General features: G+C 45.1%; 9 protein-coding genes and 1 riboswitch. Of the genes, 5 read left to right on the forward strand and 4 right to left on the reverse strand.

The annotated features are described in order from the left end of the window. Positions 1-270 precede the first annotated feature (270 nt). A complete protein-coding gene (locus tag RYH73_RS05990; RefSeq protein ID WP_335312489.1) occupies positions 271-1,656 on the forward strand; it encodes an alpha-L-fucosidase in 1,386 nt (461 codons plus the stop codon). Here RYH73_RS05990 and RYH73_RS05995 read toward each other — a convergent pair. Continuing rightward, the gene (locus RYH73_RS05995) at positions 1,617-4,157 is read right to left on the reverse strand and encodes a phosphocholine-specific phospholipase C (RefSeq protein WP_335312490.1); all 2,541 of its coding nucleotides are present in this window, start codon (positions 4,155-4,157) and stop codon (positions 1,617-1,619) included. The two genes, RYH73_RS05990 and RYH73_RS05995, sit on opposite strands and share 40 nt — an antisense overlap. A 327-nt stretch (positions 4,158-4,484) precedes the next feature. Between RYH73_RS05995 and RYH73_RS06000 the strand changes: the two genes are divergently transcribed. The 4 genes from RYH73_RS06000 (at position 4,485) to RYH73_RS06015 (ending at position 10,162) form a co-directional block, all read left to right on the forward strand. After that, the gene (locus RYH73_RS06000; RefSeq protein WP_335312491.1) at positions 4,485-4,700 is read left to right on the forward strand and encodes a hypothetical protein; all 216 of its coding nucleotides are present in this window, start codon (positions 4,485-4,487) and stop codon (positions 4,698-4,700) included. A gap of 156 nt (positions 4,701-4,856) precedes the next feature. Next, positions 4,857-5,132, forward strand: a complete 276-nt coding sequence (locus RYH73_RS06005; protein WP_335312492.1) for a hypothetical protein — start codon at positions 4,857-4,859, stop codon at positions 5,130-5,132. 107 nt (positions 5,133-5,239) lie between these two features. Beyond that, a riboswitch (SAM riboswitch) is annotated at positions 5,240-5,345 on the forward strand. Between the two features lie 96 nt (positions 5,346-5,441). Next, entirely contained in the window at positions 5,442-8,579 is a 3,138-nt protein-coding gene (locus tag RYH73_RS06010; RefSeq protein WP_335312493.1) for a SusC/RagA family TonB-linked outer membrane protein, read from the forward strand. A 92-nt stretch (positions 8,580-8,671) separates the two neighbouring features. Continuing rightward, positions 8,672-10,162, forward strand: coding sequence for a RagB/SusD family nutrient uptake outer membrane protein (locus tag RYH73_RS06015; RefSeq protein WP_335312494.1), 1,491 nt, complete (start codon positions 8,672-8,674; stop codon positions 10,160-10,162). A 42-nt stretch (positions 10,163-10,204) separates the two neighbouring features. On the opposite strand, the gene RYH73_RS06020 is transcribed toward RYH73_RS06015, so the two are convergent. The 3 genes from RYH73_RS06020 to RYH73_RS06030 are packed head-to-tail and all read right to left on the reverse strand — an operon-like array spanning position 10,205 to position 15,259. Beyond that, positions 10,205-10,681 carry a DUF4843 domain-containing protein gene (locus RYH73_RS06020; protein WP_335312495.1) on the reverse strand — a complete coding sequence of 159 codons (477 nt, stop codon included), beginning with the start codon at positions 10,679-10,681 and terminating at the stop codon, positions 10,205-10,207. Between the two features lie 11 nt (positions 10,682-10,692). Next, positions 10,693-12,132 carry a RagB/SusD family nutrient uptake outer membrane protein gene (locus RYH73_RS06025; RefSeq protein ID WP_335312496.1) on the reverse strand — a complete coding sequence of 480 codons (1,440 nt, stop codon included), beginning with the start codon at positions 12,130-12,132 and terminating at the stop codon, positions 10,693-10,695. A gap of 13 nt (positions 12,133-12,145) precedes the next feature. Further along, positions 12,146-15,259, reverse strand: a complete 3,114-nt coding sequence (locus tag RYH73_RS06030) for a SusC/RagA family TonB-linked outer membrane protein (RefSeq protein ID WP_335312497.1) — start codon at positions 15,257-15,259, stop codon at positions 12,146-12,148. Positions 15,260-15,266: the final 7 nt, after the last annotated feature.

The raw sequence follows: 15,266 nt of genomic DNA on the forward strand, positions 1-15,266 counted from the left end.
GACTATTTAGCTAATCCTAATTTCGACTCAATTTACTGTGATGCAAATATTTTATGTATTTTTTATGTTCTTTATGCTTGACCATAAAGAACCAAACAGTCAAGGCTTATGTAGGCTTCCTTATCAACAAAAGACACCTAAAATTTGTAATTTCGTTGAACGAGTATAAAAACCAATAACTAGCCAATGAAACCAAGCTATATATAAGAGTGACGTAAGAGGTTATGCTTATTTATATTGGGCTCTCATTTGCCACTAAAAAATAAATAAATGAAAAAAATCATTACAAGTCTGCTCCTTTTTATGGTCGTATCAAATCCATCCTTATATGCTCAAAAATACGAACCCGCTTGGTCATCCATTGATGAGCGGGAAATTCCGCAGTGGTGGCAAGACGCCAAATTTGGGATTTTCATTCACTGGGGTCCTTATTCGGTACCTGCTTACGCGCCGATCAAAGAAGTAGAAGGTGTATACGAAAAATATGCAGAGCATTATGAGAATCGATTGAAAAGTAAGAATAAGCTTTTTCTGGATTTTCATCATAAGAACTATGGGCCTAACTTTACCTATCAGGACTTTGCTCCCTTATTTAAGGCAGAACATTTTAAGCCCGAGCAGTGGGCCGAACTATTTAAAAAAGCGGGTGCAAAGTACGTTGTACTTACCTCGAAGCACCACGATGGTTTTTGCTTGTGGCCCAGTAAATACAGTCCCAATTGGAATAGTGTCGATATCGGAGCGCATCGCGATCTCGCCGGCGATTTAAGTAAAGCCGTGAAGGCATCAGGTTTACGGATGGGTTTCTATTATTCGCTGCTCGAGTGGAGCCATCCCTTATATAAACAAGAAAGTATTGATCAATGGGTCGATCGTCACATGATTCCCCAAATGCAAGAGCTCGTCAATGCCTATCAGCCAGAAGTAATTTTTGCCGATGGTGAATGGGATTACCCAAGCGAAACACTAAAAAGCACCACCTTCTTATCCTGGCTCTATAACGAGTCGCCCGTTGCCCAAAGCGTGGTCGTCAATGACCGCTGGGGCAAAGAAACCCGCAGTAAGCATGGCGGTTATTATACCACCGAGTATGATTTGGTGCACGATCAAAAAGGAATCGGCGATCAAGCATCCCATCCCTGGGAAGAAAGTCGTGGTATTGGTACTTCTTATGGATACAATCGTTTCGAAACAACGGAAGATTATTTCACCTCCAAACAGCTTATCGACCTCCTAATTGATAAAGTAAGTAACGGCGGTAACCTATTGCTGAATGTGGGGCCTACCGCCGATGGGATGATACCCGTGATTATGCAAGAACGCCTGTTGGACATGGGGCAATGGTTAGCCGTTAACGGTGAGGCAATTTACGGAACAAAAGCTTGGTCGTCAAGACCCGCAAATAGCAAAGAAACACACGGCTATTTTACCGCTAAAGGCAAAGATCTCTACCTAATCTGTACCGAATGGAAAAGCGGAACCATTCGCGTTCCCTTGCCGAAAAAACCTTTGCAGGTAAGTTTACTCGGTTATCAAGATACCATCCCTTCAAACTACGAAGGAGAGGAGCTTCGCATCGAAGCACCACCCTTCAATCCCGGTAAAGCACCTTGCAATTATGCATGGGTATATAAATTAGAAGGTGCATTGGAATAAAGTTTGTTTCCAGTCTGCGGATTTCCCATTTGTGGATCCGTAGATCCTTCCTTGCCCGTCTCCACTTTACCCGCATAAGCCCATAGGAAGTCGGGGTAACCCTCCACGGAAATAACCAAGTCGTACCATTGGTGGCTAGCGGTTAGATCAATCCGTTGTGTTACGTTTTGCTGCGCTTCCACCACTCTTGAAATCGGAGCCTTTCCATAGGCATTATCTTGAATATGTATCGGTAATGATCGATCTCCCATGTTTTCGATTCGTAGAAGAAGGTTACCCGTTAAGTTTCCATCAAGCGTTTCATTGGCTAAACGGATGGTGCAAGCCGGTATTTCTCCCTGGTTTTTAAACCGTCTGTAAAAGCCGTTCGGCCCCTGCACTTGCAAGTCGAAGTTGGCTGTTTTTCCCAATTCAAACCTGTCCGTTAGCTGATCACCCGCTTTCACGGCATACGAACGGATGGAATCCGGTGTGTAGACGGTAAAGGGGGCGCCGACACTTGCCTTTCCAAAAACTTCGCTGCCGGCACTTAAGCTTAGTTGGAACAGCCCGTTCATGTGCTCACCTTCGGCGTAGAGTTCATACGGCAGTGGGCAAGCTACTTTCACACCCGGTTCCTGGCGTGGCATCCGGGGCAGCTGTTGCGGTTTATCCATTCCCATTTCGATTTCATCCAATGTCAAAGCCTCAAAGCCCGAGGGGATCGCTTTATATTGCGCTTGGTGGATGCCCTCAACATACAGGTTCCGTCGGATAAACGGAAGCTTGTCATCTTCAACTTTGTTTTTTTCGTTCGTGAATACGGCTGTTAAATCACCGCAGATGGTTCTCCGCCAGCTACCGATGTTTTCTTCCCGTACCGTTTTCTTGAATTTATGCTGAACCCACTTTTCCAAAAATTGCAAGGTTGAGGTATGATCGAATACTTGCGAACAAACCCTACCGCCTCTTGTCCAAGGCGAAGCAACGATTAAGGGGACCCGAAATCCAAGCCCGATTGCCGCTCCACGTGCTTCTTTTTTCGATTTGCCATCGGCCAGTTCCGCTTCTAACGTAATATATTCAATCTTTGTGTCGATACCCTCCGAACATTGGCCGCTATCAGCTTTGTACGGGTTTGGTGGAACAAAAGGAGGGACGTGATCAAAATAGCCATCATTTTCATCATAGGTGAGGATGAGAATTGTCTTTCGCCAAACCTCTGGATTTTTTGTTAAAATGTCCATGATTTCCGATACATACCAGGAGCCATACCAGGGTGCCGTTGGATGATCAGAATATTTTTCAGCAGGAATCATCCAGGAAACCGCCGGTAATTGTCCATTTTCTACATCTTTCCTGAATTGATGCAGCACGTCGCCCTTCGGTACCGATAATTCCCTTTTTACACCTTGATCATCCCGATAGGTTAAGTGCTCCAACTGATGATAATAAGGATCATCCACATTGGTGGTAAACGCACGATGAAAAAGACTTTTCTCCCGAAGCGATAAGCGATCAAAATGTTCCTGACTCCAGCGCTCCACTGCCTGCTGCGTTTCTTTCCATATCGCTTCCTTTTTTTTCAGGGCTTCCTGTGCTTTCAAATAACGTTTATCACTTGCCTGTAAGGATTGCAGTTTCTCCTTCAAAGAATTGATCGCTAGCGGCAGCTCGTCCAGTTGTTTTTTAAGGCTGGCCGTATAGCGTGAGGTGAATTGGATATGATATTGCTCAAAAAATTCCAAAGGATTACAGCTGAAGCTGCTGAGCCATGAGCGTTCCTCTCCTTCAAATCCCCCGCCGAAGCTCACATCGTTTTGATAGGCTTTCCAAGAAACCCCCACCTCTTCCAAACGTTCCGGAAACGTCTTCCATTTCGCTTCACCACGTTGCAGCTCATTTCTTATCCAGGCTTTACTTTTCGGGTCGGCCGACTCGCGAATTGTTCCGGTCCAGAAAAATAAACGGTTCGGCCAAGTGCTTGTCATGCCCGAACAAAAATTTTGATCACATACCGTAAAGGCATCGGCAAGTGCATAATTAAACGGAATATCGAGACGGTTATAGTACCCCATCGTTAGCGGGATATGCTCATACGGTTTCTTTTTCTTTGCTTCAATCCACCGATCATGCCGCCCCTCATGATAGGCGTCCACCTGCGAATGCCTGGAATGAGGCACAGCGCCCATCCAGGTAGCTTTACTACCCCGAAGATCAAAACGAAAGGGGGCGTACGTGTTACCCTTGGCGTCAGACTGAAACCAAATAGGGCGCTTGTTCGCCTGACGAATAAAGCGTGGATCATTAAAACCCCGCACACCGGCTAGCGTACCTAAAGCATGATCAAAAGATCGGTTTTCCTGCATTAAAATCACTATATGTTCCGCATCCATAAAGCTTGTTCCGGGTGCAGGGGCGATCGCTAAGGCGCGTTGAATAGCAGGAGGGATGGTCGTTGACAAACCGGTGCTGCCGGCAAATAGAAGCAATTTTTTTAGAAAATCCCGACGATTATCCATGTTGTATGATTTATAATAGTATCTGCCATTTAAGGTACAATAAATACAGCGGATTTTGCCATTATCTCATTTTTTTTACAACGAAGCGTGATAATTGAGCTTATTCTGCCAGAAATTTGTGTACACGCATGCGGTGGATTCGTACTAAGTTTGTATGGATATCCGGTGAGGATAGGTTGTCTACTAAACTTATTTTTTTACATCAAAATCAACCGCATGAAATTAAAATTTTTACTTTTCATCTGTACGTCGTTTTTATTAAGCTGCACAAAAGAAGGCTCTCATCTCGTACCTGTTGAAGTTTCCATTGTCAGTAAAAGCGGAATCTTGGAGATCCACTACACACCCGATAGGATTGATACCCTGACCAAAAAACAAGGTTCGACGACGCTGCAAATGTTGGACGGCGATTTAATTACAATTAAACGAATCTGTCCGGAAGCAGGCACTTTGGAATATAGCATAAAGACGCCGACGTCAAGCTATCTGTCTATTCTGATGAAATATGGAGATGAGAACAGGCATCTGATCCCTAGGCAATAAAGAAAAATTCCATGTCAAAGAAAAATTAAGCGTTTCCGAGCTTCAAACCGGAGCGGATGGTAGCTTTATGCGTAAAAAAAAGCTAGATTTATTTTTTAAATAGCTGATAATTTGTAACTTAGCAATAAATCGTTGTTTAACACAAATACCTGCATTATGATGAAAGCTTTACGTTTTAGATTAATACCCACCGCACGCAACCATTTGGCTGATTCCATCACCGTTGCTTGGGGACTGCTCTTTTTGTTCGGTGTATATAGTATCCTCCGCAGAGGCCTATCTTTCCCTATGATTGCTTTAATGAGCGGCGCCCTTTTGAATATTGTTTTTTTATTTCGCAGCAGGCGGGGTCGCCGTGTATTCCAAAATCCATATAAAAACGCAGAGGGTAAATACTTACCACCACCGGCCAAAGAAGGTTGGGAGGATTAATCATCCAATTCTTTGATAAGGTCTTTCTTTTGTAATAAAAATCTAGTAATCCTATATACTTTCGGTAATATCTAATATATTTGCCGCATCAAAACGCTAACGATGCATACTTATCCAGAAAGACGGAGGGAAAGGCCCGAAGAAGTCTTAGCAACCTGTAAACTCTTTTACAAGGTGCTTATTCCTTTCTGCTGTAAGCAGAGCTGATAAGTCGGACAATCATATCCATTCCGGACGATATGGTTCATTCGCACCACCATCCCGAAAAGGCATAGGTAGGTATTGCGATGCGTTGGGGAAAAATTACATATGAATAAAAAAAAACTACTTAACAACTATGCACCTTCTATTAGTTTCTTGCTAACCTTCCTGCTCTTTGTCGGGACTGTTTGGGGGCAAGAAACCATCACCGTACAAGGTACCGTGACCGATGCATTAAATCAAGAACCTATACCTGGTGTAAACATCAGCGTAATAGGAGGGACCCAATCAGCCCATACCGACGCCAATGGTGCTTATCGCATTCAGGTACCGGCCGGCGAAATTAAACTACGTTTTAGTTATGTAGGCTACGAGCCACAAGATCAGGCCGTCGCAGGCAATCAGCTTTCCATCGCCCTTCAACCAGCGAACAATGATTTAAATGAAGTTGTGGTTGTTGCCTATGGTACGGCCAAACGCTCCAGTTTCACCGGCTCAGTGGCTGCCATCTCTCAAGAAAAAATAGCCAACCGCCAAGTATCGAGTGTCAGCAAGGCCCTGCAAGGACAAGTTCCCGGTTTGCAGTCGGTATCTTCTTCCGGACAACCCGGCACAGATGCGGAAATCCGCATCCGCGGTATCGGATCCATCAACGCGTCCAGTGCACCGCTTTATGTAGTAGACGGCAATCCCTATAGTGGCGATATCAATGCGATCAATCCAAATGACATCAAGTCGGTCAGTGTACTCAAAGACGCAGCCGCCAGCGCCCTCTACGGATCACGCGGCGCGAATGGTGTGATTATCATTACAACGAAAGAAGGCCTGAAAGACGGAAAAACGACGATTAATTTTAATTTCACGCAAGGAATATCCGATCGGGCGGTAAAGGATTATGAGCAGGTTTCCACCAATCAATATTTCGAGTTGTATTGGGAAGCTTTACGGAATAAAAACCTATCAAACGGCTTGGCAGGTGAGCAGGCTGCACGGAATGCCAGCGATCAGCTGCTCACCGATCTGAACATCAATCCCTATGGAAGCAATTATCCGCAACCGGTCGGTTTAGATGGTAAAATCGTTTCAGGTGCTACGCCACTCTGGAATGACAATTGGGCCGATGTCCTGCAACGTACCGGCCGTCGCACACAGGCCGATTTAAGTTTTAGTGGAGGTAATGAAAAGTCGAGCTACTATTTTTCCGGTGGTTATCTCAACGACCAAGGTATCGCCATTGAATCGGGTTTTAAACGTTACAATGCACGTATTAATGTTACCACACAGGCAAAAAAATGGCTAAATGCGGGGTTAAATGTAGCCGTAAGCAGTAGCCTACAGAAATATCCGCAATCAGAAGACAGCAATACGGCCAACATCATTAACTTCACCCGTTTGGTTCCTTCATTCTATCCCTATTATGAACGTAATGCCGACGGTTCCTATCATTTGGACGAGCAGGGCAATAAGATCTACGATTTCGGTGAATATCGACCCAGTGCCGCCATTCCACGTAATAACCTGGCCGCTTCCCTTCCTTTGGATAAAAATGAAATCCGAAACGAAAACCTTTCCGGGCGGGCCTTTTTGGAAGCCGTTATTACACCCGAATTGAAATTCCGCACCACTTACAGCATCGACTACATTAACCGCAATACACATGATTACGTGAATCCCGTACTTGGAGATGGGGCGGAATACCAAGGGTCCGTTGCTAAGTCGAACCGTAGAAGAACTTCCTATACTTGGAATAATATCGTGACCTATGAAAAAACCTTCAACGACCATCATTTAAATGTATTGGCCGGACAGGAATTCTATAAATTTCAGAATACCGATATTGACGGTAGTCGCGAGCGCTTTGTATTACCTGGTTTCTATGAGCCCGATGCCGCCTCGCAACTCAATTCATTCAACGGCTTTTCGGTCGATTACAGCATGTTGAGCTTTTTAGGTAGAGTGGAGTACGATTATAAGAATCGCTATTTCCTTTCAGGATCCTTGCGTTCTGATGGTTCCTCTCGTTTTTCTCCCGATAACCGTTGGGGAACCTTCTGGTCGGTAGGTGCCTCTTGGAAAATCGCGGAGGAAGCGTTTTTACGCGATAACAGTTTAATCAATCAATTAACCGTGCGCGCAAGTTACGGAGCCCAAGGAAACGATAATTTATTATCGAGTGGAAATCCTATCTATTATGCCTACCAAGGTTTGTATGCCATTTCCAATAATCTTGGGCAAGGTGGAACCGTCACGCAGCGCTTACCAACACCGAATTTAAAATGGGAGAGCAACCTGAATTTCAATGCAGGCTTGGATATCGCGATCTTAGATCAACGCGTAGCCGCCAGTTTCGAATATTTTAATCGTAAAAGTAAAGATTTGCTGTATACCATGCCCAAAGCACCCTCTACCGGTTTCCCCGGATATGATGCCAATATAGGGGCATTGCAGAACAGTGGGTTCGAAATAACCTTGCAAACTGTACCCATTCGGAACGAAAACTTACGTTGGAACCTGGATCTGAATTTGGGCCATTACAAAAACAAAATTACGGAATTGCCAAATGGTGGTCGGCCCATTCCAAATGGCAACAAGCTCCTAGCCGTTGGCGGCTCCATCTATGATTTCTATTTACCAACCTGGGCAGGTGTTGACCCCGCTACGGGAAACCCACTTTGGTATAAGGCAGATGATCAGGGAAACCAAACATCAGAGACCACTTCAGAGTATGGCCAGGCAGGTTTATTTGTTCAAGATAACTCCCTTCCCGATCTTGTCGGTGGCTTTAGCAACACCTTGACGTACAAAGGTTTTGATTTATCCGCATTGCTTAGCTTTAGTTTAGGGGGTAAGGTATTGGATAATGACTATATCCAGCTTATGCACAATGGCAGTAGCCCGGGACGTGCCTGGAGTACCGAAATTCTGAATCGTTGGACACCGGAGCATACACAGACCGATGTTCCTCGCTTAACCACCGATAATTTAACCTGGACATCTGCTTCAACACGTTTTCTTTATTCGGCTACTTATGCCCGTTTAAAGAATGTGAGTGTTGGCTATAACTTTTCCAAACATTTAATAGAGCGTTTAGGAATTGCCAATCTGCGCGTGTTTTTACAAGGCGAAAACCTGTTAACTTTTTATGGGCATAAAGGAATGGATCCGGAGCAAACCGTTAATGGAGCTACTTATTTTAGGTATCCGGCAATGCGGACGGTATCCGCAGGATTGCAGCTCACTTTATAGTTGTGGCTTGCGAGTTGTCCGTTGTGAGCAGTTGTTGGTTTTGTGTTGGTTCAGTACGCAAAGCTTATAGCTTAAAAATCAAAAGAAATAAAATGATACGAAAAACAATATATATCCTGAGTGTTCTTAGTTTGCTGCTGACTGCTTGCAGCAAGGACTTAGATACTTCGCCTACCGATGCGGTAGCAGATACGGAAATTTATAAAAACGTTGATAATATAGAAACCGTTGTTAACGGAACCTGGCGTTATTTGAATGATACCTATTTTACCTATGCCAATCCGGGCTATACCGCATTTATGCGCACCGGTGATGCCATGGGGAGTGATGTGGCGGTAACTACCAAATATGGTTATCGCGATGCATATGCTTTTACAGAGTTATATAACGCAACGACCAATCGGGTTAAATCCTTTTGGACGCTGCTTTATAAAGTGATTGACAATTGCAACAATGTAATCGCGAAGGTGGACGCGGCAGAAGGCGATGATGCGAAAAAGGCACAGCTGAAAGGACAGGCGAAAGCACTTCGGGCTTTCTGTTATCTTAATTTGGCTACTTATTATCAGTTTTCCTACCTAAAAGATAAGACGGCATTAACGGTTCCCATTTATACCGAGCCTACCACCATCGAGACCGAAGGTAAACCAAAAGCCTCCCTGGAAGAGATCTACACGCTTATTAAAAGCGATTTACAGGAAGCCGTGACTTTATTGGCCGATTACAGTCGGCCAAGTACCGAAAAATATCGGATCGATCGATCCGTTGTTAATGGCTTATTGGCACGTACCTACCTGAATACAGGCGACTGGCTACAGGCAGCGCAAGCTGCAGCAGCAGCACGTGAAGGCTATACCCTGATGCCTGCGGCCAGTTATAGCGATGGTTTCAATGATATGCAGAACGTCGAATGGATCTGGGGACATGGGCAGACAACGGAACAAAATACCGCGAGCTATACCTTCCACTTTTTAGACGTATCGTCATCCGGTTCCTATTATTACAGTTACATGGCGGATCCTTACTTCAAAAACTTTTTTGACCAACAGGATATCCGCAACGGCTTGTTTGAGTGGGATGGCTTGCCTGGTAGAGAAGGATTCTTACGTTATAAAAAATTCAAATTCAAATCCAATCTCATTGGAGACATCGTATACATGCGTTCAGCGGAAATGTACCTGATTGAAGCCGAAGGTTACGCAAGAGCTGGTCAAACAGAGCAGGCGATTACCGCTTTGAATACCCTGCGTGCGGCCAGGCAAGCTGTTTTATTCACCGGTGGCTCGGCCGATGATCTGCTTCAAGCCATTCTGATCGAGCGTCGGAAAGAACTATGGGGCGAGGGCTTCTCTTTATCCGATATTCTACGGACGCAAGGTAAAGTCGAGCGCAAAGCCTATGTGGATGCCAATGGCGATCCGATCAAGGTGAATGTTACCACACCGGAAGGCACCAGTAAAACGGTCAATGCCCAAGGACATCGGATTGTTCGTTTTCCGGACGGGAGTGATTTTGTTGCTGATAGCCGTTACTATCTCTTTGCAATTCCATTGGAAGAAACCCAACAGAATCCAAATCTATAGCGATAAAACAAAAAAGAAAGGCGGGATTACCCGCCTTTTCTTCTATTGTAGGTTGATTCGAATACCAATTCGCTTATAGCGTTCACTGGCCTTTACTTGTTCATTGCCGGTTAACTCAAGAACAAGTTGCACCGTACCGCTTGCCGAAGCAAAATCGAGCACATTAATCTTTAACTGCGCAAAACTACTGTTTGCCGGTAAGGTAGCGATATTACCTTCAGGAAGACTGTAATGCGTACCCTCAACGGCCGTTGATTCCTCGCCTATTATACGGAAAGCCAGCGCCTGGTCTTCTCCGAGTTGTTCTCCCAGTAGATTGACCCGATAAGTCTTTTCTCCCGAACCATTATTTAAGGCCGTTAATAGCGGATAATCTTTACCGGCTACATTATTGTTCGTCGTGGCGTCTTCAAATTCAACGAGGGCCTCGCGAAACTGGAAGTCCTCCTTATGGTCTTTCATGCATCCTGTCCAAACCAATGGAAGTAAAAGTCCTATTAGATATATCAGTTTTTTCATGTTAATCATTTTTAATAACCTGGGTTTTGTTCTACCTGCGTATTGGGGCGTGCTTCTCTTACCGGAATGTTCGCTAAGATTCTAAAATCACCATGTTGAACATTACCTGACTCTTTTATAATATCCCTGCCCAAACGTTTAAGGTCGAAGAAGCGATGCCCTTCAAAAGCCAGCTCCAATCGGCGTTGCAGAATAATATCGTTAAAAAGAGCCTCTCCGCTATAAGTCGCCGCTCCAATACCGGCACGCTCCCTGATCTTGTTTAGTTCCGTACGTGCAGCAGACTCATTGTAAACCGCGCTACCCGGTGTTGCATAAGCTTCCGCCATATTCAGTATCACTTCAGGAAGGCGGATTACGGGTACATTGTCGATATTATTGATGCCGCTTCGGCTCACAAACTTGGTAATTTCCCACCGACTGCTATTACTTCCTAAACCAGGCATGATCAACGCTTTTCGCACATCATTTTCACTGTACTGACTATAAAGCTCTTCGCTCAGCACTACATTGCCATGACTTACCGTTGTGGTTGAGCTGGCCGTCATTCGAGTGGTGAAGGTAGCTCTTAACGATTCATTGGTTGTATTTGAATGATCCGCAGCCAATACAAAAGCAACTTCAAAAAAGGATTCCGGATTTTTATCCGTTCTCCAGGTATTGACAAATTGGTCAGTTGAGGCTAATGATAAGCCGCTGGTGTTGATGGCCAGTTCCCCTTCACTTATTACTTTAGCCATGTCTCCACGGTATAAGGCAACGCGCGAATACAACGCATGGGCGGCTGCCAAAGAAGCGAAAGTTTGATCCGCTATTTTATTGCTATTAGCAGGTAAGAGCGAAATCGCTTTATCCAATTCACTATAAATAAAATCATACACCTCAGCAATCGTAGGGCGTGCGGTAAAGTCGATTTGTGCCGTATTCAGCACACCCTGATTAATGATCGGAACCCCTCCTCGATCCGAGGGTTCCACAATGGCCGTAGGGTCGTAGGCATAAGCCTTCATTAAGGTATGATAAACCAGGGCGCGTAGAAAATGTAACTGGCCGGCAATGTTATTTTCATAAGCCTCATCGCCGTCATAGGTATCCAGGGCCTCTAAAATTAAGTTAGCCTGATTGTTTATGTAATAACAATACTGCCAGGTTTCAGTCTGTATATGCGAACCGGCCTGATTGATGCCCTGTCCTACCAGACGATTTCCTGCACCGGTATTGATCGCGTTATCCGCTAACAGTTCCGGAATGGCAATCAAGTCGCGCCCATAGAGTCCTACTTCCCGTAGACGAGCATAGGTGCCATTTACAGCTGCGTCTATTGCTTCCTGGCTGCCTAAGGCCGTATTGGAATCGATGGATTGTTTCGGATCAACTTCCAAAAGTTTATTGCAAGACAGGCTACCTAGCGTCATTCCTGTCAATATCACTATATTTATAAATTTCTTCATGATTCAATTTCTGTTAAAAACCTACTTGCAAACCAAAGGTGTAACTTCTTAAAGGTGGAATCGCTCCCTGATTAGAAGTAAACGTAGCATCTGCTGAAGGATCAATATAAAACTCGGGGTCATAGCCGGACCATTTCGTCCAGGTAATTAAGTTAACCCCTTGCGCATAAATACGAATCTGACGTGCTTTGATCTTGGCAGCTATGGCTGCCGGAAGCGCGTAAGCCAGTGTCAGCGTTTTTAAACGGATATACGAAGCATCTTCCAGGAAGCGACTGCTGCTGCGGTATTGGCTTGCCATATTCGATTCCGAACCCCCATCAATCGGACGCGGGCTATCCGTTATTTGCCCGGGGCCCGTCCATCGCTCCAAGAAATTACTTTCCAAACCGTTCCGCAACGTTGCCGCATTTCGCATCCAAAAAGTATTCTGCGAATTGTATAGATCGCGGCCATAATCGTACTGGAAAAAGGCCGATAACTCGATACCTTTATAACTAAACGTATTGGTAAAACCACCATACACATCACTCAGTTGGCTACCATAAACCTTCCAATCCGCCGGACTCACCGGGTTATAGGTAATATTACCGTTCCCATCATACCACATAGCTTTTCCGGTAGCCGCATTTACGCCGGCATATTGAGCAAGGAAATAAGAATAAAGCGGTGATCCCACCCGAATTGTCTGATCGCCCGGTAATACATCCAAGCCATCATATAATTTCGTTACCTTGTTATCGATGAGGGTAATGTTGAAGCTGGACGTCCAGTTAAAATTACCGCTTTTAACATTGTGCGTATTCAACGAAAACTCCAGTCCTTGATTCCTCAATTCACCGAGATTGCGGGCAATGTTTTCATATCCACTAGTATAAGGCAAAGGCTGCTCCAACAGGAGGTCTTTACTGGTTCTTCGGAAAGCTTCGGCGGTAAAAGCCACTCGACTATCAAAGAAAGCCATATCCAAGCCGATATTATACGTTACATTACGTTCCCATTTGAGGTCTTTGTTTTCCACGCTTGTCGGCCGGATACCAGGTAGTGCATTATAAGCCCGGTCGCCACTATACAAGCCACGCGAAGCAAAATTGTCCACTTGATCGTTACCCGTTTCGCCATAACTTACACGAAGTTTCAATTGATCGATCCAAGCGGTTCCTTTCAGGAAATCCTCCTGATCAATCGCCCAAGCACCCGAAATAGAAGGGAACCAGCCAAAACGGTTGTTAGCGCCAAATCGGGACGAGCCATCATAGCGAAGCACGGCACTTACAAAATACCTTTTGTCATAGTCGTAATTCGCCTGGCCGAAAAAGCCCAAACGTTTAAAACCCGTCCAATTGCCCGAAACATTAACGGGTGTAGCGGCGGATTGCATGGTCTGGAATTGAAAAGTCGGAAAGCCTTCACCCGAAGAAAAATTATAGTCGCGTGTTTCACTGCGGTATTCCGCACCCAACAGGGCAGAAAGTGAGTGCTTGTCGCCAATCGTTGTATTATAGTTGAAGGTTTGATTGGTCATGAAGTTAATATTTTCATAGGTATTTAACTGCAATAAACCCTTTCTGGCAAAACCATCAATTGTCCGCGGATCCGTATAATTGGCGGCGAAGACCGTCCGATAGTCAAGACCATAGAAAGACTTGAAGGATAAGTCTTTTGTGATCTTGGCGGTAAAAGCTGTATTGCCGACTAAAGATCGTGTACGGCTTTTAATTTCATTCACTTCCGTTGCGAAGATCGGATTATGCCGTAAATCGCCCGGTAATCCACTAGTTGGCGCATTAAAAGAGCCATCGGGATTATAGATCGGCACAAAAGGTAGCATCATCGGTGCCGCGTATTGCGGAGCCGCAAAATTACCTGTGCTTCCTCCGCTGCCTGAAATCCCGTTCTGTACCACCGATCCGAAGCTCGAGTTAAAATCAACCGTCAGCCAATCCGTTGCTTTATGACTGATATTGGCTTTCGCGGTCGCACGATTAAAATCCAATCCAATGACGGCCCCTTGCTGCTTATTGTAAGATCCCGATAAAAAGATGCTCGTTTTTTCATTGCCACCACTAAAAGAAAGCTCATAGTTCTGAGAAGAACCATTTCTAAAAGCAGCATCTTGCCAGTCGTAGGTTGGTAAAGCTGCCAGATCCGCGTCTGAAAGTGCAGGATCCAAGCCCAAGCCTGTTAGCACATTTCGACGGTTTACGGAGTCCGTTCGGTTTGGATATCGGTTGCTCACTGCTTCCATGCGTGCTTGCAAGAACTGTTGCGTAGACATCATATCTACGCTGGGCATGGGGGATGTAAAGCCAACATAGGTATTAAAATTGATTTGGCTTTGGCCCGCCTTTCCCTTCTTCGTGGTAATAACCACCACGCCATTACCCGCTTGTGCACCATAGATAGAAGCTGCAGCTGCATCTTTAAGCACGGTAATTGATTCAATATCATTATTATTCAAAAATGCGAGCGGATTGCTGGCTGTCGTAGTGGTTGTCGTGGTGCTATTCATTTGAACACCGTCAATAATGAACAAGGGTTGTGTTCCCGCCGTTATTGATCCTACCCCCCGAATATTCATTTGCACAGGTGCACCAGGTACACCGCTTGCCGCGTTAATTTGTACCCCTGCCGCTTGTCCTTGCATGGCGCGATCGAAAGACTGAACTGGAATGTTCTCTATTTCTTTCGGCCCTACGGTAGCTACTGCGCCGGTGACCTCCCGGCGACGCTGCGTACTATAACCCGTTACAATTACTTCATCCAGGTCAGCCACATCCGCTGTCAGGCTCACCGAGATCGACACTTTTTCACCTGGTTTTACTTCATAGCCGCTCAGTGTTTTCTTTTCAAAGCCGATATAGCTGAAAGTAAGGGTATAGGGGCCGTTGTCAGGTAGATTCTCGAAACTAAAAATACCGCTTCCGTTCGTCATGGTAGCTGCCGTATAACTATTCGCTCCTTTCAGTTGAACCGATACCCCGGGAATAATTTCGCCGTCAGCATCTGAGACGGCTCCGCTAATACCCCTGCCGCTTTGCGCAGCCGCGAATAGCTGGCTAAAAAGCAGGTTTATTAGCAAAATCACCGGTAATCGGCATTTTAAAAATGTAGGTGTTTTTTTCATGCTTGAT

Source organism: Olivibacter sp. CPCC 100613, assembly GCF_036959255.1.
Lineage (GTDB): Bacteria > Bacteroidota > Bacteroidia > Sphingobacteriales > Sphingobacteriaceae > Olivibacter.